Below are 23,143 nucleotides of genomic sequence, written 5' to 3'. Positions count from 1 at the left end.
GGTGGCGGTGGTGGTGGTGGTGGTGGTGGCGGTGGCGGTGGCGGTGGCGGTGGCGGTGGTGCGCCAACGGCCACCACTTGCAGGTCCACGGCGTTGCCGTTGGTAACCGACACGAACTCGAACAATGCGCTGTTGGCACTCACGTTGGTCGACGCTGCGTTGTTTGTCAGGGTGCCAGTGGCCGACAGCACATCCGACATCATCTGGCCAGCGGCCAACGAGTTGACCGCGTTGACATCGACGAAGAACGTGGCGCTGGCGGCCAGCGTCGCATCGCCCTGCACTGCCACACGGCCATGATTGCTGGTGCTGCTGGCGCCCAGGCGCAATTCGCCACTCTGTGTGTAGTTGCCAACGATGTTGGCCACCACGCCTTCGGTGACCCGCAGGGTCCCGGCGTTGTTGAAGGCATTGGCGGCGGCGCCACTCGCGGTCAGGGTATGGCCGGATGCGCCCACCCGCAGCGTGGCCCCGGCGGCCACATTGAAGGTGTCGGCGCTGAGCGTGTTCTCGGTGGCGAAGTCCGCGCCGCTCAGCAGGTGGACTGCGCCACCCGTGTTGAGCAGGGCTCCCGAGATGCGGGCGGTTGCGCCCGACAGGTTGATCTGCGTGCCATGAGTCGTCACCGCGCCGAGCAGTTCACCGCTGTTGTTGATCGTGCCGATCACATTGCCAACGCCGTTGTTGATGATGGCGTTGACGCCACCCGTGATGACACCGTCGTTGGTGATCGTGGTGATGGTTCTGACAAACCCACTCGAGTCACCGTTCACGATCGCGGAGGTCACTCCATTGATGGTGGCTCCGGTGTTGTTGGTGATCGTTCCGATCTCACCGGTGTTGGCGATGCCGGCGTTGTCGCCACTGATGACACCACCGCTGTGGTTGTTGATCGACCCCATGATCCCGAGGTTTTCAAAACCGAAGCCGGCACCCAAATCACCGATCTGGCCTGCATTGGTGGTGTCGTCGATGGTGCCGTAGTTGAGGACGCCGCCACCCATGGTGCCGGCCATCACGCCACCGGCTGCGTTGTCCAGCGCGATGATGCGATTGGAGTTCACAATGCCGTACTCCACCCCCCCCATATCGCCCGTGTTCTGGACGAGGTCGATGGTGCCGTAGTTGCGCAGGGCATTGAAGCCCGACGGGCTGCTCAGCTGACCGTGGTTCACCACCCGCACTCCGGTGGGCGTGGTCCCGTGCTGGCCACTACCGACCTGAACGGCATTGGGCCCGCCCTCAATGCTGCCTGTGTTGTCCACCGTCAATTGGTCGTTGTCGAGCAGCTCGCACATGCCGGTGCGCGCACCGGACACCGTAAACGCTCCGATCTCCAGGCACGAACCGCTTGCCTGCGCTTCAGGCCCGGCGCCCGACCACACCGCACCCGCCGCGCCCAGGGTAGCCAGCGCCACCACGGCGGCCCGGGCGCCACCCAGTCCTGCGCTCGAGCGGCCTCCACGCCGTTGGCGTGCAGTTTCCGGAACGGCCTGGGTCAGGTTGGAAGAGGCAATGCGGACGATCGAATAGATGTGGTTCATGACGGCACTGGAGGCAAAAGCAGATGCGGCTCGCAAGATCTGCGGGGGCTTGCGAGTACAAAAAGGAACCAGCCTGCGCCGGGCCGGCGATCAAATCCCTGATCGCCCAAAGCCCCCGGAGTCCATGGCTTGTTCACGCCCACTGCGCCAGAAACGGTTCTTTCCCCACTGAGCAAAAAGAACTCATTGGGACGGCATTCAGAAACCCTCTGGTGCAAGTTCGCCGGGATGATAAGTCACAACTGCTTACATCCAAGCGCAGGCGCAGGAGTAAGTCGCCAGAACGTGCACTTTCACACCAGTGGCCGTCTTTTCGCGCCCAAAGGGCCATGCATCTCTGCCGAAAAATGCAGCAACGCGGCTCACCTGCCGGCCTCAGGCGGGCGCGTGGGTCGCCGTCAGGCGCCCGTGAAGCGCCGCACCAGCTCCGTCGTCGCGACGCTCTGGTTCATGGTGTAGAAGTGCAGGCCCGGCACCCCGCCTTGGCGCAGGCGTTCGCACAGCTGGCTCACCACGTCGAGGCCAAAGGCCTTGATCGAATCAATGTCGTCACCAAAGGCCTGCAGGCGCGTGCGCACCCAGCGCGGGATCTCGGCGCCGCAGGCGTCCGAGAAACGCATCAGCTGCGTGGAGCTGGTGATGGGCATGATGCCCGGCACCACCGGCACCGTGACACCCAGGCGCTGCAGCTCGTCGCGGAAGCGGAAGTAGGCGTCGGCGTTGAAGAAGTACTGCGTGATGCCCGAGTTGGCGCCGGCCTGGACCTTGGCGACGAAGGCCTCGAGGTCGGCCTGGGGCGAGCGGGCCTGCGGGTGCGTTTCGGGGTAAGCCGCCACCTCCAGGTGGAAACGGTCGCCGGTTTCTTCGCGGATGAAGCGCACCAGGTCGCTGGCGTAACGGAACTCGCCACCGATGCCGTAACCGCTCGGCAGGTCGCCGCGCAGCGCGACGATGCGGCGGATGCCGGCCGCGCTGTAGGCGGTGAGGCGTTCGCGGATGCTCTCGCGCGACTGGCCGATGCAGCTCAGGTGCGGCGCGGCCGGGCAGCCTTCGCCCATGATCTCGGTCACCGCCTGCAGCGTGCCGTCCTGCGTGGAGCCACCGGCACCAAACGTCACCGAGCAGAACTCGGGCTGCAGCGCATACAACTGCTGACGCACCGCGCGCAGCTTGACGGCGCCTTCGGGCGTCTTGGTCGGGAAAAATTCCAGGCTGATGGGAAGACTCACGGTCCCCTCCTAGTGGCTTGCATGTACAAAAAATTCGCGGTTGCCATCGCCACCGGTGATGGCACTCTCAAAGTAGTCGCGCAGCCGCAGGCCATGATCGGCACAGGCCTGCGTGATGCGTTCGCGCACGGTGGCATAACTCGCGGCGTCCTTCACCAGGCCGCCCTTGCCGATGTGTTCGGGCTGCAGTTCGAACTGCGGCTTCACCAGCATCAGCATCTGCCCGCCCTCGGCCAGCAGCGGCACCACGGCCGGCCAGACCAGGGTCTGGGAGATGAAGGACAGGTCGGCCACGATCAGGTCGAATGGCGGCGCGCCGCCCGCGTCCGCCAGCGCATCGGCCGACACGTCGCGCGCATTGCACTTCTCGATGCAGACCACACGCGCGTCGGTTTTCAGTTGCGGGTGCAGCTGGCCCTGGCCCACGTCCACGCCCACCACCTGCGCTGCGCCGTGCTGCAGCAGGCAGTCGGTGAAGCCACCACTGCTCTGCCCCACATCAAGACAGCGCTGGCCTTTCACGCTGAGGCCGGTGTGGCGCAAGGCGCCTTCGAGCTTGAGGCCACCGCGCGAGACGTAACGCGTCTCTGCCGTGTCCAGCAACTCCAGCTCGGCCGTGTCACGCAGTTCGTCGCCGTTTTTGCCCACGGCTTTCCAGTCACCGCCGGGCAGGCGCCAGCGCACGCCCGCGGCAATCAACCGCTGGGCCTGCGAACGGGTCGCGGCCAGGCCGCGTTCAACGAGCAGTTGATCGGCTCTCATCAATGAAGGTCTTGCAACGAATGCACGCCCGCCGCCCGTCCAGGGATGCCGCGGAACCGGCTCGGCCGGGCCGCTGGCATCGCCCCCTTGAGGAGGGCGCGCGGAGCGCGGCGGGGGTGACGCTCAATAGCGATAGGTGTCCGGCTTGTAGGGGCCGGCCTTGTTCACGCCGATGTAGGCGGCCTGCTCGTCGGTCAGCTCGGTCAGCATCGCGCCCACCTTCTTCAGGTGCAGGCGCGCGACCTTTTCGTCCAGGTGCTTGGGCAGCACGTAGACCTGGCCCACTTCGTACTTCTGCGGCGCGGTGAACAGCTCGATCTGCGCGATGGTCTGGTTGGCGAAGCTCGACGACATCACGAAGCTGGGGTGGCCGGTGCCGCAACCCAGGTTCACCAGGCGGCCCTTGGCCAGCATGATGATCTTCTTGCCATCGGGGAACTTCACGTGGTCGACCTGCGGCTTGATCTCTTCCCACTCGTACTTCTCGATCGAGGCGATGTCGATCTCGTTGTCGAAGTGGCCGATGTTGCAGACGATGGCCTGGTCCTTCATCGCGGCCATGTGGTCGTGCGTGATGATGGATTTGTTGCCGGTGGTGGTGACGAAGATGTCGGCCTTGTCGGCGGCGTATTCCATGGTCACGACCTTGTAGCCTTCCATCGCGGCCTGCAGGGCGTTGATGGGGTCGATCTCGGTCACCCACACCTGGGCCGACAGCGCGCGCAGCGCCTGGGCCGAGCCCTTGCCCACGTCACCGTAACCGGCGACCACGGCCACCTTGCCGGCGATCATCACGTCGGTGGCGCGCTTGATGCCGTCCACCAGCGACTCGCGGCAGCCGTACAGGTTGTCGAACTTGCTCTTGGTCACCGAGTCGTTCACGTTGATGGCGCGGAACGGCAGCGTGCCCTTGGCGCTCATTTCCTTCAGGCGGTGCACGCCCGTGGTGGTCTCTTCGGTCACGCCGATGATCTGGCTGGCCTTGCGGGTGTACCAGGTCGGGTCTTGCGCCAGCTTGGCCTTGATGGCGGCGAACAGGCAGGTTTCTTCTTCGCTGGTCGGCTTGCTGATGACCGATGCATCCTTCTCGGCCTTCTGGCCCAGGATCATCAGCAGCGTGGCGTCGCCGCCGTCGTCCAGGATCATGTTCGGGCCTTCGTTCTCGGTGCCGGCGGCGCCGAATTCGAAGATGCGGTGGGTGAAGTCCCAGTACTCGGCCAGGGTTTCGCCCTTGTGCGCGAACACCGGCGTGCCCTGCGCCACCAGCGCGGCGGCGGCGTGGTCTTGCGTGGAGAAGATGTTGCACGAAGCCCAGCGCACGTTGGCGCCCAGGGCCTGCAGGGTTTCGACCAGCACCGCGGTCTGGATCGTCATGTGGATGCTGCCGGTGATGCGCGCGCCCTTGAGCGGCTGGCTCTTGGCGAACTCTTCACGGATGGCCATCAGGCCGGGCATCTCGGTTTCGGCGATGCGGATTTCCTTGCGGCCCCAATCGGCGAGGGAAAGGTCGGCAATCGCGCTGTCGGCGGTCGGGTTGTTCAGACGTGCATTCATGGTTTGCTCCGTTAGGGATGGACAAACCACATCTCGCCAAGAGTAAGAAAGGACTCATCGCACGGGATGTGGATGAGCGTCGTTGCATGGATGGTCCGAGCCTCACGCCCCGCGGCTGAACTGTTCAGCGGGGGCGCTGCAACGCTCCTCGGATCGCGCGATTCTACCGCAGCAGCCCCGGCTGGAGCCCCCTCGGGGCATGCCACTGGCGCCCCTTGCCAGCCCATGCCTGTGCGACACTGCCGGCCTTCCACACCATGCGCATGACCCCTCTCTCCCTCTGGCCCGCCGCGGCCCGCGCCGGCATCCACGGCGTGTTGACCGACATCGACGACACCCTCACCACCGACGGCGCCATCACGCCCGACGCATTGGGCGCACTGCAGCGCCTGCGCGCCGCCGGCCTGCCGGTGTTCGCCATCACCGGCCGCCCGGCCGGCTGGAGCGAAGCCTTCGCCCTGGCCTGGCCGGTGGACGCCATCGTGGCGGAGAACGGCGCCGTGGCGCTGTGGCGCGGTGCCGATGGTTCGCTGCAGCGCGACTACCTGCAGGACGCACCCACGCGCACGGCGAACTTCACCCGGCTGCAGGCCGCCGCACAACGCGTGCTGACCGAGCTGCCGCAGACCCGCCTGGCCACCGACAGCCCCGGGCGCGAGACCGACATCGCCATCGACCACAGCGAGTTCGCGCACCTGGACGAGGCCGACATCGCGCGCGTGGTGCAGCTCATGAAAGCCGACGGCCTCAACGCCACCGTGAGCTCCATCCACATCAACGGCTGGATCGGTGACCACGACAAGCTCGCCGGCGCGCGCTGGATCGTGCGCTCGCGCCTGGGCCGCAAGCTCGACGACGAGATCGACCGCTGGGTCTACGTCGGCGACTCGACCAACGACGCCACCATGTTCGGCCACTTCCCGCACAGCGTGGGCGTGGCGAACATCGAACGCTTCTGGCAGGCGCTCGCGCACCATCCGCGCTACGTGGCGCAGGGCGAACGCGGTGCCGGCTTCACCGAGGTGGCCGACGCGGTGCTGAGCGCACGGGCGGCGGCCCGATGAGCGAACACCCGCTGCCCCCGCACCACACCGGCGCCACCCTGAGCCCCACGCTGCCGGCGCGTGCGCCGCTCGGCCTGCTGGCGATCTTCGGCTCCACCTTCTTCCAGCTGGTGGGTTACTTCATGCTGATGCCGCTGTTGCTGCTGCGCCTGAAGGGCGACGGTGTGTCCACCGCCCTGGCCGGCGTGTTCGTCGCCACCGGCTGGCTGGGCGTGTTCTTCATGACGCCGTTCACCTCGGCCATCACGCAGCGCCTGGGCCGGCGCCCCGCGCTCTGGCTGGCCACCACGGTGTCGGCACTCACCATCGCCGGCTTCCTGTTCACCCAGGCGCTCTGGCTCTGGTTCGTCTGCATCCTGGTCGAGGGCATGGCCGCCGGCCTGCGCTGGGTGCTGGCCGAAGCGGTGGTGGCCGAGTTTTCACCGCCGCAACAGCGCGGGCGCAACGTCGGCCTGTTCGAGACCATGGTCGGCGCCACCTTCGTGCTGGGGCCTGTGCTGCTGGCCTGGGTTGGCGCGGCGAGCAACACCGCGCTCTGGATCGCGCTCGCCATGACGCTGATCGCGCTCGGCTGGAGCCTGCTGATCCCGCCGGTGCCGAGCGCCGAAGACCACGGCAGCGCCAAGGTCGGCCTCTCGGGGGTCTGGCACGCGCTGCGCGCCCACCCGCTGATCATGACGGTGGGCTTTGTCGGTGGCTTCTTCGAGAGCGGCCTCACCTCCATCCTGCCGCTCTATGGCCTGGCGCTCGGCATGGGCGGCACGGTGGCCGCGCTGCTGGTCTCGGCCAGCGGCCTGGGCAGCGCACTCATGATGCTGCCCGCCGGCATGGCGGCCGACCGCCTCGCGCACGACCCGCAGCAGCGCTGGGGCGACGGGCACGCATCAAGGCTGGTGATCATGCGGCACTGCGCACTGGCCACGCTGCTGGCCACGCTGGTCATCCCCTTCGTGCTCGGCACCCCCTGGCTGGCGGCGCCGGTGGCTTTTCTCTGGGGTGGCGCGGGTGGCTGCCTGTACACGCTGGCGATGATCGACATCGGCTCGCGCGAAGAAGGCATCACCCTGGTCAACAGCACGGCGGTGCTGGTGCTGTCCTACACGCTGGGCGGTGTGCTGGCGCCGGCGCTGGGCGCCGCGGCCCTGCAGTGGGCGCCCACCGTGGGCTTCCCGCTGCTGCTGATATCGGTCGCCCTGCTGGGTTGGTGGCTGTTGAGACGCGCGGTATTGTCCCCATCTGCAGGAACCCACTGAGCCAGCAGCGGCTCCTACCGGCCTGACCGCCCACGATCCTTCCCCCGAGAAAGGACCCCCGATGCCCATTCCCTGGATGGTTGCCCTCAAAGTGATCCCCTGGGGCGACGTGATCGAACACGCGCCCAAGGTGCTCAACGCCGCACGCAAGCTGATGGACCGCGACAAAGCGGTGCCCGTCGGCAGTGGCCCCACGCCCGCCGCACTGGACCAGGGCGATGCCCCGCCCAGCCTGGGCGAACTGAAGAACCGCCTGATCGAGGCACGCATGCTGATCGAGCAGCAGGCCGCCACGCAGGAACAGATGGCGCTGACCCTGGCCGAACTCGCCGAGCAGAACGCGCGCCTGGTGGGCGCGGTGGACCTGTTGCGTCAGCGCACCCGTGTGCTGATGGTCGCGATTGCCGCCCTGGCCGTGGGCATGGTCTGGTTGTTCGTGCGCTGACCCAGCCGCCGGAACGGGTCAGAGAACCCGGTGGTAGGTGACGAAGACCTGGTCTCTTTGGTAGCCGAGGGATTCGTAGAGCTTCTGGGCGCCCACGTTGGTGGTGGCGGTCTCGAGCGTCAGACGGTGCATCGCCTGCCGGCCGAAGTGCTCGATCAGGAACGCCATCAAGGCCCTGGCGTAACCCTTGCGCCGCTGCGTCGGATCAACGAACAGGTCCGACAAGTACATGATCGGCCGCATCTCCGTCGAGCAATAGGTCGGGTACAGCTGCGAGAAAGCGGCGGCTCGGCCCGACGCGTCGAACAACACGAAGACTTGGGAACGGGCGTTCTCGATGTTGCCCTGGATGAAGGCCGTGGCACCGGCCAGGTCATCGGGCTGTTCGTAAAACATCCGGTACTGGTTGAAGAGCTCCGCGACCGGGACCAGGTGCTCTGCCGTGGCTTGAACGATTTTCATGATGGATGGCGATCGTAGCGGCATCCCCTGGGCACCTCAGCGCTCCACCTGCAGCGTGGCATCACAACCCACACCGGCGGCAATCCAGCGCCGCGCCAGCCGCGTGAACACCGGCGCCGCCCAGCGCCAGCGCGGGCCCAACACCCCACGCGCATCGGTGATCGCACCGCAGCGGTAAACCGCACTAGCCGCGTCCCAGCGCAAGGCATCGCAGGCACCGACCCGCTTGCGCGAGATCACCCGCCCCAGCGGGCAAGGCTCGGCCAGGCAACACACGCCGCAGCCGTTGCACGGCGCGCCCAGCGCCGGTTTGGGCGGCGCCTCGGCGTGGATGTGGATGAGTTGATGGCTCACGTGAACCCTGGTCGCAAGAAGCCGGCACAGCACACCAGCCCCCAACCCACACCGCGGAACGGGCGGTGCCTGCCCGCTGGTGCGGTCTCCCGTGAGGCGGCACGGGGAGTATTCATGTCCTGGCCAGCACCGGCCCCAGCACCCGCCCGGTGTGCGTGTCCAGCCGCACCACCTCGTCGGGCGGTGCTGCGGCCACGATGAGGCCGCCGCCGTTGCCGCCTTCGGGGCCGAGGTCGATGATCCAGTCGGCTTCGGCCATCACGTCGAGGTCGTGTTCGATCACCACCACGCTGTGGCCGCCGTCCACCAGGCGGTGCAGCACGCGGATGAGTTTTTCCACGTCGGCCATGTGCAGGCCCACCGTCGGTTCGTCGAGCACGTACAAGGTGTGCGGCGGCTTCTGGCCGCGGCGTGTGATGTCGTCGCGCACCTTGCTGAGTTCGGTGACGAGCTTGATGCGTTGCGCCTCGCCGCCCGACAGCGTCGGGCTCGGCTGGCCGAGCGTGAGGTAACCCAGGCCCACATCCTTCAGCAGTTGCAGCGGGTGCGCGATGTTGGGCATGCTGGCGAAGAAGTCCACCGCCTCGTCCACCTCCATCTGCAGCACGTCGCCGATGCTCTTGCCCTTCCAGGTCACGGCCAGGGTCTCGGGGTTGAAGCGTGCGCCGTGGCAGACCTCGCAGGGCACCTTCACGTCGGGCAGGAAGCTCATCTCGATGGTGCGCATGCCCTGGCCTTCACAGCCCGGGCAGCGGCCCTCGCCGGTGTTGAAGCTGAAGCGGCCCGGTGCATAACCGCGCGCCTTGGCTTCCAGCGTGTCGGCGAACAGCTTGCGCACCGTGTCCCAGAAACCGATGTAGGTGGCGGGGCAGCTGCGTGGGGTTTTGCCGATGGGGGTCTGGTCGACTTCGAGCACGCGGTCCACCACCTCGGTGCCGAGCAGCTTCTCGCAGCCGCCCCAGCTCGGGCGCTGGCCCTTGTCCCAGGCCGTGCGGCCGGCCTGCGTGCTGCGCATGCTGACAGCGGCGGCGGCGTTGTTCAGCAGCACGTCGCGCGCGAGCGTGGACTTGCCCGAACCCGACACGCCGGTGATGACCACCAGGCGCTGCAGCGGCACCGCGGCGTCCAGGTTGTTGAGGTTGTGCAGGTTCGCGCCTTTCACCTGCAGCCAGGGCAGTTCGCCCTCGGCCAGCACGGTGCGGCGTGGCTGCAGCGGGTGTTTCATCGCGTGCAGCAGGTAGCGCCCCGTCACGGAATCCGCATTCGCGGAGAGGTCGTCCACCGAGCCCTGCGCCACCACGCGGCCACCGCGTTTGCCGGCGCTCGGGCCGATGTCGATGATGTGGTCGGCGCGGCGGATGGTGTCTTCGTCGTGCTCCACCACCACCAGGGTGTTGCCCTGGTCACCCAGCTTGTGCAGGGCGTTGAGCAGGATGGCGTTGTCGCGCGCGTGCAGGCCGATGGTGGGCTCGTCGAGCACGTAACACACGCCCTGCAGGTTGCTGCCGAGCTGCGCCGCCAGGCGGATGCGCTGCGCCTCGCCGCCGCTGAGCGTGGGCGCGCCGCGGTCCAGCGTGAGGTAGTTCAGGCCCACCTCTTCCAGGAAGGCGAGCCGGCTTTCGATCTCGGGCAGCAGGTCGCGCGCGATGTCGGCCTCGCGTGCGGTGAGCGCCAGGTCGTTCATCAGGCCCTGCACCCAGCTGCGCACCTCGCGCACCGAGAGGCATGCCACGTCGGTGATGCCCACGCCCGCGAAGCGCACCGCGCGCGCCTGCGGGTTCAGGCGGGTGCCGGCGCAGGCCGGGCAGGCTTCGTCCACCAGATCGTCCACCTCCGGTTCGGCAAAGCTTTGTTCGCGGCCTTTTTCCTTGTCGTCGCGCACCGAATCGTCGAGCGCCTTGCGCTGGTCTTTCGAAAGCTTCACGCCGGTGCCCACGCAATCCGGGCACCAGCCGTGCTTGCTGTTGTACGAGAACAGGCGCGGGTCCAGCTCGGGGTAGCTGGTGGCGCAGACCGGGCAGGCGCGTGTGGTGGAGAACACCTCCAGCTTGCCCAGCTCGCGCGTGGACGCGCCCTCGGCCAGCGCCTGCGCCAGGCCGTCGAGTGGCGTGAGCACGTGCACCACGCCCTTGCCGATCTCCAGCGCCTTGTTCAGTTCGCGGCGCAGCGCGGCTTCGTCGTCGGCGCGCACCACGAAGTCGGCCACCGGCAGTTCGATGGTGTGTTCCTTGAAGCGGTCGATGCGCGGGAAACCGGTGGTGGGCAGGAACTCACCGTCCACCCGCAGGTGGGTGTGGCCACGCGGGCGAGCCCAGTCGGCCAGCTCGGTGTAGACGCCCTTGCGGTTGACCACCAGCGGCGCCAGCAGGCCAACGTGCTGGCCCTTGTAGCGCGCCAGGATGGCGGCGGCGATGCTGTCCACGCTCTGCGGCATCACGGCCGCGCCGTCGTGCACGCAGTGCTGCGTGCCCAGCTTCACATACAGCAGGCGCAGGAAGTGCCACACCTCGGTGGTGGTGCCCACGGTGCTCTTGCGGCCGCCGCGCGAGAGGCGCTGCTCGATCGCCACCGTGGGTGGAATGCCATACACCGCATCCACCTCGGGCCGGCCCGCCGGCTGCACGATGCTGCGCGCGTAGGCGTTCAGGCTTTCCAGGTAACGCCGCTGGCCTTCGTTGAACAGGATGTCGAAGGCCAGGGTGGATTTGCCCGAGCCGCTCACGCCCGAGATGACGTTGAACTGGCCGCGTGGAATGTCCACGCTGAGGTTCTTCAGGTTGTGTTCCTTGGCGTTGACGATGCGGATCGCATTCGCGTGTGCTCCGGCTGCGCGCGCGCGTGCCGGCATCCAGGCGCCCGCGTGGCCTTCTTTCACGGCATACACCTCGCCCATGGCCAGCGCGTAGTCGCGCAGCGCCTTCGCGGTGTGGCTGCTGGCGTGTTCGCGCACCGCCTCGGGCGGGCCTTCGGCCACGACCAGGCCACCGGCGTCGCCGCCTTCGGGGCCGAGGTCGATGAGCCAGTCGGCGGCGCGGATCACGTCCAGGTTGTGCTCGATCACCACCAGCGAGTGGCCGGCATCGAGCAGCTTGCGCAGGCTGCGCATGAGCTTGGCGATGTCGTCGAAGTGCAGGCCGGTGGTGGGTTCGTCGAACAGGAACAGCGTGCCCTTGCGCGCCACCGCCTGGTGGCTCGCGCTGCCACCCTTGGCGGCCTCGGCCAGGAAGCCGGCGAGCTTGAGGCGCTGCGCCTCGCCGCCCGACAAGGTGGGCACGGGCTGGCCGAGCTTCACGTACTCCAGGCCCACGTCGACGATGGGCTGCAGCACGCGGATCACCTCGCGGTCACCGGCGAACAGGCCGGCGGCCTCGCTCACGGTGAGCTCCAGCACATCGGCCACGTTGAGCGAGCGCTCGCCGCGCCGGATCATCACCTCCAGGATCTCGGGGCGGTAGCGCTTGCCGTCGCAGTCGGGGCAACGCAGGTACACGTCGCTGAGGAACTGCATCTCCACGTGTTCAAAGCCCGAGCCGCCGCAGGTGGGGCAGCGGCCATCGCCGCTGTTGAAGCTGAACTTGGCCGGCGTGTAGCTGCGCTGGCGCGAGAGCGGTGCTTCGGCGAACAGCGCGCGGATCGCGTCCCAGGCGCCCACGTAGCTCACCGGGTTCGAGCGCGCGGTCTTGCCGATGGGAGACTGGTCAACGAACACCACCTCACTCAGGTAGTCGGCACCGAGCAGGCGGTCGTGCACGCCCGGGCTGTCGGTGGACTTGCCGAAGTGGCGCAGCAGCGCGGGTGCCAGCACGTCCTGGATGAGGCTGGACTTGCCCGAACCCGACACGCCGGTGACCACCACCAGGCGCTGCAGCGGGAACTCGACCGACACGTCCTTCAGGTTGTGCTCGCGCGCGCCTTCGAGGATGAGGCGCGGCGTGCTGTCGGTCACCATGCGCTTGAAGCCCATGCCGATGGTCTTGCGCGAGCCGAGGTAAGCACCGGTCAGCGTATCGGCCGAACGGATCGCTTCGGGCGTGCCGTCGAACACGATCTGCCCGCCGCGCTCGCCCGGGCCCGGGCCCATGTCGATCAGGCGGTCGGCCGCGAGCATCACGGCCGGGTCGTGCTCCACCACCACCAGCGTATTGCCGGCGTCGCGCAGGCGCAGCATGGCGTCGTTGATGCGCGCCATGTCGCGCGGGTGCAGGCCGATGCTGGGCTCGTCGAGCACGAACAGCGTGTTCACCAGCGAGGTGCCGAGCGCCGTGGTGAGGTTGATGCGCTGCACCTCACCGCCGCTGAGCGTGCGGCTCTGCCGGTCCAGCGTGAGGTAACCGATGCCGACCTCGCAGAGGTAACGGATGCGGGTGTTGATTTCTTCGAACAGCAGGCGCAGCGCCTGCGCCTGGCCGGCGGCCGCCGCGTCGCTGCCCACCGGGGCCAGCGTCTGGTCGAGCGCGCTGAAGAAGCCACGCAGCTTGTCCAGCGGCAGCAGCATCAGGTCGTGCAGGCACAGGCCGGGCAGCGCTTCCAACTGCGCGCGGCTCCACTGCACACCTTGCGGCATGTAGCGTTTTTCAGGCACCAGCACGGCATCGGCCTGTGCCTTCGTGCCGATGCGCCAGAGCAGGCTGTCGGTCTTCAGGCGCGCGCCGTGGCAACTCGGGCATTCGGTGTAGCTGCGGTACTTGGACAAGAGCACGCGGATGTGCATCTTGTAGGCTTTGCTCTCCAGGTACTCGAAGAAACGGTCGACGCCGAACCAGTGCTGGTTCCACTTGCCGTTCCACTGCGGCGAACCCGCCTTCACCCAGTGCTGCTGCTCGGGCGTGAGCTTGGCCCAGGGCGTGTCGCGCGGAATGCCGGCGGCTTCGGCGTGCCGCATGAGGTCGTCCTGCGCTTCCTTCCACGCGGGCGTCTGGAAGACCTTGATCGCGCCCGCGCGCAGCGTGAGCTTGTCGTTCGGAATCACCAGGCCGTAGTCGACCCCGATCACACGCCCGAAACCGCGGCAGGCTTCGCAGGCACCCACGGCCGAGTTGAACGAGAACATCGAAGGCGTGGGTTCGCTGTAGCGGATGTCGCTCTCGGGGCAATGCAGGCCGGTGCTGAAGCGCCAGATCTCGGGCTCGCTGCCCTCCTCGCCCAGCACATACACCATCAGCTTGCCGCTGCCGCGCTTGAGGCCGGCTTCAATGGCTTCCATCACGCGCGCCGGCTCGGCGGTGCCGATGCGGAAGCGGTCGGCCACCACGTCGAGCACCTTCACCGATTCGATCTGGGGCTTGGGTTTCTTGCCGCCCTTGGCGGGCGCGGCCTCGACCTGGGTCTCGCGCTGCACCACACGCTCGGCCTGCACGCGGGTGTAGCCGCTGGCAGAAAGCCATTGCTCGACTTCTTCTGCCGTGGTGCTGGCCGGCAATTCCACCGGAAACGTCACCACCAGGCGCGGATCAGAGACGTGAGCCCCCACGCTCCCCGCATCGCGTGGTTCGCTGCCCCCCGTGGGGGCTGTTTCACCTTGGGGCGGCCCGGCGGTGAAACCGGCGGCGCGCGCCTTGAGTTCCACAAAGATCGATTCGGGCGAGTCGTGCCGCACCGGCAGCGCGGTGTCGCGGTCGTACAGATCGGCGCCGCGTGCAAACAAAAGTTTCAAGTGGTCGTTGAGCTCGGTCATCGTGCCGACCGTGGAGCGCGACGAGCGCACCGGGTTGGTCTGGTCGATGGCGATCGCGGGTGGCACGCCGTCCACCCGGTCCACCGCGGGTTTGTCCATGCGGTCGAGGAACTGGCGCGCATAGGCGCTGAACGTCTCCACATACCGGCGCTGGCCCTCGGCGAACAAGGTGTCGAACACCAGGCTGGACTTGCCCGAACCGCTGGGGCCGGTGACCACCGTGAGTTCACCGGTGCGGATGTCCAGATCCAGGTTCTTGAGGTTGTGCTGGCGCGCACCCCGGATGCGGATCAGCCCGGAGCCGCCTTCGGTCGATTGATCCGGCCTTTCAGCGTCGATCGCGGTTGAAATCGCGCCGGCAGGCAAATCGGCGGGCAGAAAGGCATCGGACATGCATGGGCTCCAGTGGGGGACGCAAAGATTCTACGGAGGGGTGTGACAAATGCGCCGGCCTCTACGTCATATCCACAATTTCTGCCGCCGACCGCTTGCATAGACTCGGCCCACATCTGGAGACATGGAGACACCGCGCATGACAACAAGCAGCATCCCGTCGACATCCCGCTGGAAAGCGCTCACCCTGGCCGCATTGCTCGGCCTCTCGGCCCCCGCCTGGGCGCAGTTGCGCGTGGGCATGCCCTCGGGCTTCAGCGGCTCGGTGGCCGCTGGCGTAAAAGAGAACCACGCCGGTGCCAAGCTGTACTTCGACACCATCAACGGCCGCGGCGGCGTGAACGGCCAGAAGATCGAGCTGATCGCGGTGGACGACAAGTTCGACCCCAAGGTCACGGTGGAGGTGGCACGCGAAATGATCACCCAGCAGCGCGTGCTGGCGCTGTTCCTGAACCGCGGCACACCACACTCCCAGGCCCTGCTGCCGCTGCTGGCCGAATACAAGCTGCCGCTGGTGGCACCGAGCACCGGCGCCATGGTGCTGCACGAGCCGGTCAACCCCTGGGTGTTCAACGTGCGCGCCACCTACCAGCGCGAGGCCGCCAAGGCCATCGAACACCTGGCGAGCATCGGCATGACACGCATCGCGGTGCTGGAAACCGACGACTCGTTTGGCGCCGACTCCGCCGCGGGTGCGCTCAAGGGTTTCGAGAAGGCCACGCTCAAGCCGGTGCTGCACGAGAAGTTTCCGCGCGACAAACCCGACTTCACCGAGCTCGCCAAACGCGTGAACGGCAGCAACGCGCAGGCGGTGATGGTGATCGGCTCGGCCGGCAACACCGCCAACGCCATCAAGGCCATCCGCGCCGCGGGCTCGCGCGCGCAGGCCGTCACCCTGTCGAACAACGCTTCTGACGGGTTCATCAAGCTGCTCGGTGAACACGCGCGCGGCGTGATCGTGAGCCAGGTGTTCCCGAACGAACGCTCGGCGGCCTACCCGCTGATCAAGGAAGCGCAGGACTTCGCCAAGGCCAAGGGCATGGACGGTGTGTCGCCGGCCATGATGGAAGGGTATGCCGCGGCCAAGGTGCTCACCGAAGGCCTGCGCCGCGCCGGCGCCAACCCGACCCCGGCGGCCCTGCGCGATGCGCTCGAAGGCATGCGCAACTACGACCTCGGTGGCCTCAACGTGCACTACAGCACGGCCAGCCACTCGGGCCTGGACTTCGCCGACCTGTCCATCGTCGACGCCAGCGGCCGCTTTCGGCGGTAACCCCCTTGAAGGGGCCGCACCAGCGGCCCGGCCCCGCGATGCCGGGGGCACGGGCCCTGGCGCCTGCTGCGTTTATTCCTTGACGATCAGCACCGGCACCTTGGCGTGCGTCAGCACCTTCTGCGCCACGCTGCCCAGGATCAGCGCCTTCACGCCCTGGCGGCCGTGGGAGCCCATGACGATGAGGTCGCAGCCCTCGGCCTCGCCGGTTTCGATGATGCCTTCGTAGACCACGTTGCGTTCGATGGTGTCACCGGCGGCAAAGCTCACGCCACCGGCCTCGACCGCGCTGCGCAGCGTGTCGAGCGCCTGGCCCGCCGCGCTCTTGGCCTCGGTGAGGTAGGCCTGCAGGCCCACCGCCGAAGCGTCGCCGACGCCGATGTAGGGGAAGGGGTCGATCACGTAGACACCGACGACCTGTGCGTTGACCGCTTTGGCCAGTTCCACAGCGACCGTGGTGGCCTTGGCTGCCAGCGCGGAGCCGTCGGTGGGGACCAGGATTTTCTTGAACATGATGGTGCTCCTTGAATAGGGTGTGAACCGGCCCGCCCGAGCGAACGGGCAGAAAGGTTCATCGTAGGAGTTCCGGCCGCCTGCCGCATTGAGGCAGGTCAAGGCCGGATCGGTTCACGCGTCGGCCGCAAAGGGCCGCACGTCCACTGCACAGTACTTCAATTCCGCGATCTTGCCCACCGGGTCCAGCGCCGGATTGGTGAGCAGGTTGGCCGCGGCCTCCGCGTAGGCGAAGGGAATGAAGGCGGTCTCGCGCGGCATGCCTTCGTCGATGCGCACCGGCAGCGCCACCTCACCCCGGCGGGAGCGCACCTTTGCCTGCGCACCGGCCCACAGCCCGAGCCGCCTGGCGGTCTCGGGGTGCAGGCTGACCACGGGGCTGGGTTCGAGCGCGTCGAGCACGCTGCTGCGCCGCGTCATGCTGCCGGTGTGCCAGTGTTCGAGCTGGCGCCCGGTGATGAGCACCATCGGGAACTCCACATCGGGCTGCTCCGCCGGTGGCCGGAGCTCGGCACCCACCAGCGAAGCGCGGCCCGTGGGCGTGGGGAAGCCTTCGATGAACACCACGGGCTGGCCCGGGTCGTCCGCGTCCGCCACCGGGTAGGTCACCGCGCCCTGCTGCCGCAGCCGCGCCCATGAGAGGCCGGCAATGCTGGGCATGAGCGCGCGCATTTCCTCGAACACCGCGCCGATGCCCTGCGTGGCGTCGTCCGTGCCGCTGCCATCGGCGGCCACGCCGTAGGCCCAGTCCAGCCCGAGGCGGCGCGCGAGCTGTTCGGTGATCCAGGCGTCGGCGCGCGCCTCACCCGGCGCGGGCACGGCCTTGCGGCCGAGCTGCACGCAGCGGTCGGTGTTGGTCACGCTGCCGGTCTTCTCGGGCCAGGCGGTGGCGGGCAGCACCACGTCGGCCAGGCTGGCGGTTTCGGTCAGGAAGATGTCCTGCACCACCAGGTGGTCCAGCCCCGCAAGGGCTTCGCGCGCGTGCGCCGCGTCGGGGTCGCTCATGGCCGGGTTCTCGCCCTGGATCAGCATGGCGCGGATCTCCTTGCGGTGGGCCGCGTCAACGATCTCCACCACCGTGAGGCCGGGCTCGTTGCCCAGCGTGCCGGGGGCGAGTTTCCACAGGCGTTCGGCCTTCTCGCGCGCCGGGCCGTCGGCCACGCGCTGGTAGTCGGGCAGCACCATGGGAATGAGCCCGGCGTCGCTCGCGCCCTGCACGTTGTTCTGGCCACGCAGCGGGTGCAGCCCGGTGCCGGGCCGGCCGATCTGGCCGGTGACCAGCGCCAGCGCGATCAGGCAGCGCGCGTTGTCGGTGCCGTGCGTGTGCTGGCTCACGCCCATGCCCCAGAGGATCATGGCGTTCTTCGCCGTCGCATAGGCGCGCGCCACCTCGCGCAACGTGGCCGCGTCGATGCCGCAGACCGGCGCCATCGCCTCGGGGGAGAAGTCGGCCAGGTGCAGCTTGAGCTGCGCAAAGTCCAGCGTGTGGGCTTCGATGTAGGCCGGGTCGGTGAGGCCCTCGAACACGATGGTGTGCAGCATCGCGTTGAGCAGGGCCACGTCGGTGCCGGGCTGGAAGCCCAGGTGTTTCCAGCTGTGGCGCGCCAGCTCGGTGCGGCGCGGGTCGGCCAGCACGAGGCGGGTGCCCTGCTTCACCGCGTTCTTGATCCAGGTCGCACCCACCGGGTGGTTCTGCGCCGGGTTGGCGCCGATGAGCAGCAGGAAGTCGGCATGCTGCACGTCGCGCAGCGGGTTGGTGACCACCGCCGAGCCCAGGCCCTCCATCAGCGCGGCCACGCTGGAGGCGTGGCACAGGCGCGTGCAGTGGTCGACGTTGTGCGTGTCGAAGGCGGTGCGCACCAGCTTCTGGAACAGGTAGGCCTCTTCGTTCGTGCCCTTGGCCGAGCCGAAGCCCGCCACCGGGCTGCGGCGCCCGCGCTCGGTGGTGCTCGCCATGGCCTTGCGGAAACCTTCGGCGGCGGCGTCGAGCGCCTCGTCCCAGCTGGCTTCGCGGAAACGTTCGCGCAGTTGTTCGGGCGTGAGGCGGCGCAGCTCGCCATGCGGGTCCTTGGGCGCACCGGCACGGCGGATCAACGGGCGCGTGAGGCGCTCCGGGTTGTGCGCGTAGTCGAAGCCGAAGCGGCCCTTGACGCACAGGCGGCCTTCGTTGGCCGGCCCGGCGATGCCTTCGACGTGTTCGATCTTGCCGTCGTTGACGTGGTAGGTGAGCTGGCAGCCGACGCCGCAGAACGGGCAGACCGAATCCACCTGCTGCTGCGAGGGCTTGGCAAACGCGCCGTTGGCCGGGGCAATGGCGCCGGTGGGGCAGGCCTGCACGCACTCGCCGCAGGCCACGCAGGTGCTGGCGCCCATGGGGTCGTTCTGGTCGAACACGATCTGCGCATGGCCGCCGCGGAAGGCCAGGCCGAGCACGTCGTTGCCCTGCGTCTCGCGGCAGGCGCGGATGCAGCGCGTGCACTGGATGCAGGCGTCGAGGTTGACCGCCATCGCCGGGTGGCTGATGTCCGGCACCGCGGCAGCGCGCGCCGGGAAACGCCCCGGCAACGCGCCGGCCGCCTCGGCCCAGTGCGCGAGTTCGCTGTCGTGCTTGAGCGCGGTGGTGTCGGGCGCATCGGACAGCAGCAGCTCCAGCACCGTCTTCTGCGCCGCGCTGGCGCGTGGGTTGTCGCTGTGCACCACCATGCCGGCCGTGGGTGCGCGGCAGCACGAGGGCGCGAGCACGCGCTCGCCTTCGATGTCCACCACGCAGGCACGGCAGTTGCCGGGGCTGCGCAGGCCGTCCTTGTGGCACAGGTGCGGAATGTCCACGCCCGCGCGCTGCGCGGCTTTCAGGATGCTCTCGCCGGGCGCGGCTTCGACCGCGCGGCCGTTGAGCGTGAAGGCGATGGGAGTGGCTGCCTGCGGCAGGTCGTTGGTTTTCATGCGGCACCTCCTTCAGCGTTCACGCTCACTTCGTGCGCGAAGAAACGCAGCACGCTGTCCACCGGGTTGGGCGCGGCCTGGCCGAGCCCGCAGATCGAGGCGTCGCGCATCACCTGCGAGAGCTCACCGAGCAGCGGCGCGTTCCACGCCGGCGCCTGCATCAGCTGCACCGCCTTGGTGGTGCCGGCGCGGCAGGGCGTGCACTGCCCGCAGGACTCGTGTTCAAAGAACTGCATGAGGTTGAGCGCGGCGCCACGCGCGGTGTCGTGCTGGCCCATCACCACCACCGCCATCGAACCGATGAAGCTGCCGTGGTCCACCAGGGTGTCGAAGTCCAGCGGCACGTCGGCCAGCGACGCGGGCAGGATGCCACCCGATGCGCCGCCCGGCAGGTAGGCATACAGCGTGTGGCCTTCCTGCATGCCGCCGGCGTATTCGTGAATCAGTTCGCGCAGCGTGATGCCCGCCGGTGCCAGGTGCACGCCGGGCTTGTTCACGCGGCCCGACACCGAGAAGCGCCGCAGGCCGGTGCGCCCGCGCAGGCCTTCACCGGCGAGCCAGGCGCCACCGTTCTCCAGAATCTTCGGCAGCCACCACAGCGTTTCCGGGTTGTGCGCCAGCGTGGGCCGGCCGAACACGCCGTGCATGGCGACGATGGGCGGCTTCAGGCGCGGCAGGCCACGTTTGCCTTCCACCGATTCGATCAGCGCCGACTCTTCGCCGCAGATGTAGGCGCCCGCGCCGCGCCGCAGTTCGATGCGCGGTGGCGTGTAGCCGGGGTGCTGTTCGCACAGCGCGGCCAGCGTGTCTTGCAACCGGGTGAGTTCAAGCGTGAGCAGTTCGCGCAGGTCGTGGTATTCGTCGCGCAGGTAGAGCCACGCGTGTTCGATGCCCACCACCTGCGCGGCGATCAGCAGGCCTTCGAGCATCTGCGACGCACCACCGTCGGCGCTGGTGAGCACCCACCAGTCCTTGAAGGTGCCGACCTCGCCTTCGTCTATGTTGACCACCATGTGGCGCGGGCCCGGTTGCGCACGCACCGTCTCCCATTTGCGCCACGACGGGAAGCCCGCGCCGCCCAGGCCGCGCAGGTTGGAGGCCTTGAGTTCGGTGAGCACGTGTTCCGCATCCAACTCGCCCGCCAGCAGGCGGCGCAACTGGGTGTACGGCGAAGGCGCCGGCACCGGCAGCGCGCGCGGCCCGGTGTCGCCCTTGTCGAGAACCGCCTGCACCGCGGCCACGCTGGCCTGCGGCAACTGGCGCTGGCCCACGCAGGCGGCGGGCGCCACGTGGCACTGGCCGATGCAGGGCGCCGCCTCTGCGCGCACCGAGGCATCACCCGCCAACGCGGTCTGCAGATCGGCCAGCAAAGCCTCGCTGCCGGCCATGGCGCACGAGAGGCTGGTGCACACACGCACCACCGTCTGCGGCACGGCCGCGGCGTCGTCGACGATCTCGAAGTGGTGGTAGAAGCTCGCGACCTCGAACACCTCCACCTGGCTCAGCCGCAGGCGCTCGGCCAGCGCGGCAAGGTGGCCGTGGCGCAGCGCGCCCTCGGCGTCCTGCAGGCGGTGCAGGTGTTCGATCAGCAGGTCGGCGCGTGGCGCCAGGCCCTCGCAGAGCGTGGCCACACGCTCGCGTGCCTCGGGCGAGGTCTGCCGGCCTTTGGGGGTATGGCGCGCCCGGCCACGGCCCATCACCTCCAGCGGGCGGATGGGGATCACGGCTTTGGCGGGGCCTTCGTTTGTCTCGTGGGTTGTCGTTCTTGTCATCTTTTCAGCGTAGCACCGTATGGGTGTCTTAATATGTTTGTCAGTTCATATGGTCAACCATCCCACCATGCTGCGCATCACCCTCCAGCCCCAGTGGCGCATCGGCCCGGAAGACGGCCCCGCGCTCGATGCGAACACGCTGCTCGGCCTGCTTGCCGCGGTGCGGGCCTCGGGCAGCATCTCGCAGGCGGGGCGCGAGCAGGGCCTGTCGTACCGGCACGCCTGGGGCCTGCTGCAACAGGCGGAACAGCTGTTCGGCCAGCCGCTGCTGCTGCGCGGGCGGGGGCGTGGCTCGGTCCTCACCGAGCTGGGCGAGAAACTGATCTGGGCCGACGCCCGCATCGGCGCACGCCTGCAACCGCTGCTGGAATCGCTGGCCTCGGAGCTGGAAGGCGAACTCGGGCGCGTGCAGCGCCGCCAGCGCGCCGTGCCGCGCCTGCACGCCAGCCATGGATTCGCGGTGGCCGCGCTGCGCGAACAGCTTGCGGCACGCCAGGTGCCGGTGGAACTGCGCTACCGCAACAGCCTGGAAGCCGTGGCCGCGCTCGCGCAGGGCGACTGCGAGCTGGCGGGTTTCCATGTGCCTCAGGGCGAGTTCGAAGCGGCCGCGGTACAGCGTTACCTCGCCTGGCTCAAGCGCGACCAGCACCTGCTGGTGCAGCTGGCGGTGCGCACGCAGGGTCTGTTCGTGGCCAGGGGCAACCCGCTCGGCCTGCGTGGCTTGCACGATCTCACCCGGCCCGGGCTGCGCTTCGTGAACCGGCCGGAAGGCTCGGGCACGCGGGTGCTGACCGATCTGCTGCTGCAGCGCGAAGGCATCGCACCGCGCGCGGTGGCGGGCTACGACAACACCGAACTCACACACGCGGCGGTGGCAGCCTACGTGGCCAGCGGCATGGCCGACGTGGGCATCGGTGTGCAGACCGCGGCGCACCGCTTCGGCCTGGATTTCATTCCCTTGTTGAAGGAGCGTTATTTCTTCGCCGTGCCCGCCGACGCGCTCGACCGCGTGGAGCTGCGCCCGGTGCTCACGGTGCTGCGTTCACCGGCGTTTCGCGCGCGCGTGGCCGCACTCAAGGGTTACGAGGCGGCCGACACCGGCAAGGTGATGTCGATGGACGAGGCCTTTCAGGCCTGAGGGCGGCGCACGCCTTCGGGCCGCTGCGCAGAAGCGTCCCACTGCGTGTCGAACCAGGCGTCGCCCTCCAGCTGCGCGCGCAGCATGGGCAGGGCGTCGTGGCCCCAGAACACGCGGCCGTCCAGCACCATCGCGGGCACACCGAACAGGCCGAGCGCCAGCGCTTCGTCGGTGTTGGCGCGCAGGCGCTGCTTCACGGCTTCGCTGTCGGGTGCGAGCCAGGGCTGCTCGCGCTGCGCCATGTGGTCCTGCAGCAGGGCCTGCAGTTGGGCCAGGCGCTCGGGGTCGGTGGCATCCAGCCCACCGCGCCACACGTGGCGGAACAACAGCTCGGTGGCGTAGCGATTGGTTTCGCCGGGTGCATCGTCCGTTGCCGTGGCCAGCCCCAGGCGCAGCAGCGGCAAGGGGTTAAAGGGGTGGGCGGCCGGCAGATCGAGCACCACGCCGTGGTGGTGCGCGAGCCAGCTCACGTGGCGGTAGGTCCAGTCGCGTTTGGCGGCGATCTCGGCCGGGCCGAGCTGGCCGTTCGCCTTGAGCAGCGCGGCAAACAGCACCGGCTTGTAGCGCACCATCACGCTGTGGCCCATCAGGGCTTCGGGCAGGCGCTCGAACGCCAGGTGGGCGTAGGGCGAGATCGGGTCGTAGAAGAAGGTGATGTCTTTCATGGCGATCTCGTGGACGAGGGAGTCATGCGGTTGTCATTCCACCGGAGCGCGATCCACTCCGCATGAGGCAATGCTGAACAGAGGCATCCAGGGTCCGGCTGCGCC

At 68.4% G+C, this 23,143-nt stretch carries 16 protein-coding genes and 1 riboswitch; of the genes, 5 read left to right on the top strand and 11 right to left on the bottom strand.

The annotated features are described in order from the left end of the window. From HPA01S_RS20710 to ahcY, 4 genes are all read right to left on the bottom strand, one after another. On the bottom strand, window positions 1-1,544 hold a 1,544-nt coding region (locus tag HPA01S_RS20710), incomplete at its 3' end, for an ESPR-type extended signal peptide-containing protein (protein ID WP_281193156.1). 398 nt (window positions 1,545-1,942) lie between these two features. Next, complete coding sequence (metF, locus tag HPA01S_RS20705) at window positions 1,943-2,773, bottom strand: methylenetetrahydrofolate reductase [NAD(P)H] (protein WP_066273087.1); 831 nt, start codon at window positions 2,771-2,773, stop codon at window positions 1,943-1,945. A gap of 9 nt (window positions 2,774-2,782) precedes the next feature. Next, on the bottom strand, window positions 2,783-3,535 hold the full coding sequence (locus HPA01S_RS20700; protein ID WP_066273084.1) for a TlyA family RNA methyltransferase: 753 nt from the start codon (window positions 3,533-3,535) through the stop codon (window positions 2,783-2,785). A gap of 123 nt (window positions 3,536-3,658) precedes the next feature. Beyond that, on the bottom strand, window positions 3,659-5,089 hold the full coding sequence (ahcY, locus tag HPA01S_RS20695) for an adenosylhomocysteinase (protein ID WP_066273082.1): 1,431 nt from the start codon (window positions 5,087-5,089) through the stop codon (window positions 3,659-3,661). 67 nt (window positions 5,090-5,156) lie between these two features. Beyond that, a riboswitch (S-adenosyl-L-homocysteine riboswitch) is annotated at window positions 5,157-5,245 on the bottom strand. Between the two features lie 107 nt (window positions 5,246-5,352). Here ahcY and HPA01S_RS20690 point away from each other — a divergent pair. From HPA01S_RS20690 to HPA01S_RS20680, 3 genes are all read left to right on the top strand, one after another. After that, window positions 5,353-6,153, top strand: coding sequence for an HAD-IIB family hydrolase (locus HPA01S_RS20690; RefSeq protein ID WP_066273093.1), 801 nt, complete (start codon window positions 5,353-5,355; stop codon window positions 6,151-6,153). Continuing rightward, window positions 6,150-7,406, top strand: coding sequence for an MFS transporter (locus HPA01S_RS20685; RefSeq protein WP_066273081.1), 1,257 nt, complete (start codon window positions 6,150-6,152; stop codon window positions 7,404-7,406). Before HPA01S_RS20690 ends, HPA01S_RS20685 begins: the two co-directional genes overlap by 4 nt. Before the next feature lie 76 nt (window positions 7,407-7,482). Then, a complete protein-coding gene (locus HPA01S_RS20680; protein WP_245638711.1) occupies window positions 7,483-7,851 on the top strand; it encodes a hypothetical protein in 369 nt (122 codons plus the stop codon). Window positions 7,852-7,869: 18 nt separating this feature from the next. Here HPA01S_RS20680 and HPA01S_RS20675 read toward each other — a convergent pair whose 3' ends face one another. From HPA01S_RS20675 to HPA01S_RS20665, 3 genes are all read right to left on the bottom strand, one after another. Then, a complete protein-coding gene (locus tag HPA01S_RS20675) occupies window positions 7,870-8,313 on the bottom strand; it encodes a GNAT family N-acetyltransferase (protein ID WP_066273092.1) in 444 nt (147 codons plus the stop codon). 36 nt (window positions 8,314-8,349) lie between these two features. Beyond that, window positions 8,350-8,667, bottom strand: a complete 318-nt coding sequence (locus tag HPA01S_RS20670) for a hypothetical protein (RefSeq protein ID WP_066273077.1) — start codon at window positions 8,665-8,667, stop codon at window positions 8,350-8,352. Between the two features lie 112 nt (window positions 8,668-8,779). Beyond that, window positions 8,780-14,734: an excinuclease ABC subunit UvrA gene (locus tag HPA01S_RS20665; protein ID WP_169801564.1), complete on the bottom strand. Its 5,955-nt coding sequence runs from the start codon at window positions 14,732-14,734 to the stop codon at window positions 8,780-8,782. A gap of 139 nt (window positions 14,735-14,873) precedes the next feature. Between HPA01S_RS20665 and HPA01S_RS20660 the strand changes: the two genes are divergently transcribed. Further along, window positions 14,874-16,007 carry an ABC transporter substrate-binding protein gene (locus tag HPA01S_RS20660; RefSeq protein WP_066273090.1) on the top strand — a complete coding sequence of 378 codons (1,134 nt, stop codon included), beginning with the start codon at window positions 14,874-14,876 and terminating at the stop codon, window positions 16,005-16,007. Between the two features lie 72 nt (window positions 16,008-16,079). Here the strand turns inward: HPA01S_RS20660 and HPA01S_RS20655 are convergent, their stop codons facing one another. The 3 genes from HPA01S_RS20655 to HPA01S_RS20645 form a co-directional block, all read right to left on the bottom strand. After that, the gene (locus tag HPA01S_RS20655) at window positions 16,080-16,520 is read right to left on the bottom strand and encodes a universal stress protein (RefSeq protein WP_066273075.1); all 441 of its coding nucleotides are present in this window, start codon (window positions 16,518-16,520) and stop codon (window positions 16,080-16,082) included. Between the two features lie 114 nt (window positions 16,521-16,634). Beyond that, a complete protein-coding gene (locus tag HPA01S_RS20650; RefSeq protein WP_066273073.1) occupies window positions 16,635-19,463 on the bottom strand; it encodes a molybdopterin-dependent oxidoreductase in 2,829 nt (942 codons plus the stop codon). Further along, window positions 19,460-21,235 (bottom strand): NADH-ubiquinone oxidoreductase-F iron-sulfur binding region domain-containing protein, encoded by a 1,776-nt coding sequence (locus HPA01S_RS20645; protein ID WP_066273071.1) that lies wholly within the window; start codon window positions 21,233-21,235, stop codon window positions 19,460-19,462. The genes HPA01S_RS20650 and HPA01S_RS20645 overlap by 4 nt, the downstream gene beginning before the upstream one ends. A 67-nt stretch (window positions 21,236-21,302) precedes the next feature. Between HPA01S_RS20645 and HPA01S_RS20640 the strand changes: the two genes are divergently transcribed. After that, a complete protein-coding gene (locus HPA01S_RS20640; RefSeq protein WP_066273088.1) occupies window positions 21,303-22,373 on the top strand; it encodes a substrate-binding domain-containing protein in 1,071 nt (356 codons plus the stop codon). Here HPA01S_RS20640 and HPA01S_RS20635 read toward each other — a convergent pair. Next, window positions 22,364-23,038 (bottom strand): 2-hydroxychromene-2-carboxylate isomerase, encoded by a 675-nt coding sequence (locus HPA01S_RS20635; protein WP_066273069.1) that lies wholly within the window; start codon window positions 23,036-23,038, stop codon window positions 22,364-22,366. The genes HPA01S_RS20640 and HPA01S_RS20635 overlap by 10 nt on opposite strands. Window positions 23,039-23,143: the final 105 nt, after the last annotated feature.

Origin of the sequence: Hydrogenophaga palleronii NBRC 102513 (assembly GCF_001571225.1) — a bacterium.
GTDB classification, from domain to species: domain Bacteria; phylum Pseudomonadota; class Gammaproteobacteria; order Burkholderiales; family Burkholderiaceae_C; genus Hydrogenophaga; species Hydrogenophaga palleronii.
This window is presented reverse-complemented; position numbering and strand designations above follow the sequence as displayed.

Bases quoted from the DNA above. Each gene is read 5' to 3' on its own strand.
- HPA01S_RS20700 (WP_066273084.1), bottom strand. From the start codon at position 3,535: ATGAGAGCCGATCAACTGCTCGTTGAACGCGGCCTGGCCGCGACCCGT.
- ahcY (WP_066273082.1), bottom strand. From the start codon at position 5,089: ATGAATGCACGTCTGAACAACCCGACCGCCGACAGCGCGATTGCCGAC.
- HPA01S_RS20690 (WP_066273093.1), top strand. From the start codon at position 5,353: ATGACCCCTCTCTCCCTCTGGCCCGCCGCGGCCCGCGCCGGCATCCAC.
- HPA01S_RS20685 (WP_066273081.1), top strand. From the start codon at position 6,150: ATGAGCGAACACCCGCTGCCCCCGCACCACACCGGCGCCACCCTGAGC.
- HPA01S_RS20680 (WP_245638711.1), top strand. From the start codon at position 7,483: ATGGTTGCCCTCAAAGTGATCCCCTGGGGCGACGTGATCGAACACGCG.
- HPA01S_RS20675 (WP_066273092.1), bottom strand. From the start codon at position 8,313: ATGAAAATCGTTCAAGCCACGGCAGAGCACCTGGTCCCGGTCGCGGAG.
- HPA01S_RS20665 (WP_169801564.1), bottom strand. From the start codon at position 14,734: ATGTCCGATGCCTTTCTGCCCGCCGATTTGCCTGCCGGCGCGATTTCA.
- HPA01S_RS20660 (WP_066273090.1), top strand. From the start codon at position 14,874: ATGACAACAAGCAGCATCCCGTCGACATCCCGCTGGAAAGCGCTCACC.
- HPA01S_RS20655 (WP_066273075.1), bottom strand. From the start codon at position 16,520: ATGTTCAAGAAAATCCTGGTCCCCACCGACGGCTCCGCGCTGGCAGCC.
- HPA01S_RS20650 (WP_066273073.1), bottom strand. From the start codon at position 19,463: ATGAAAACCAACGACCTGCCGCAGGCAGCCACTCCCATCGCCTTCACG.
- HPA01S_RS20645 (WP_066273071.1), bottom strand. From the start codon at position 21,235: ATGACAAGAACGACAACCCACGAGACAAACGAAGGCCCCGCCAAAGCC.
- HPA01S_RS20640 (WP_066273088.1), top strand. From the start codon at position 21,303: ATGCTGCGCATCACCCTCCAGCCCCAGTGGCGCATCGGCCCGGAAGAC.
- HPA01S_RS20635 (WP_066273069.1), bottom strand. From the start codon at position 23,038: ATGAAAGACATCACCTTCTTCTACGACCCGATCTCGCCCTACGCCCAC.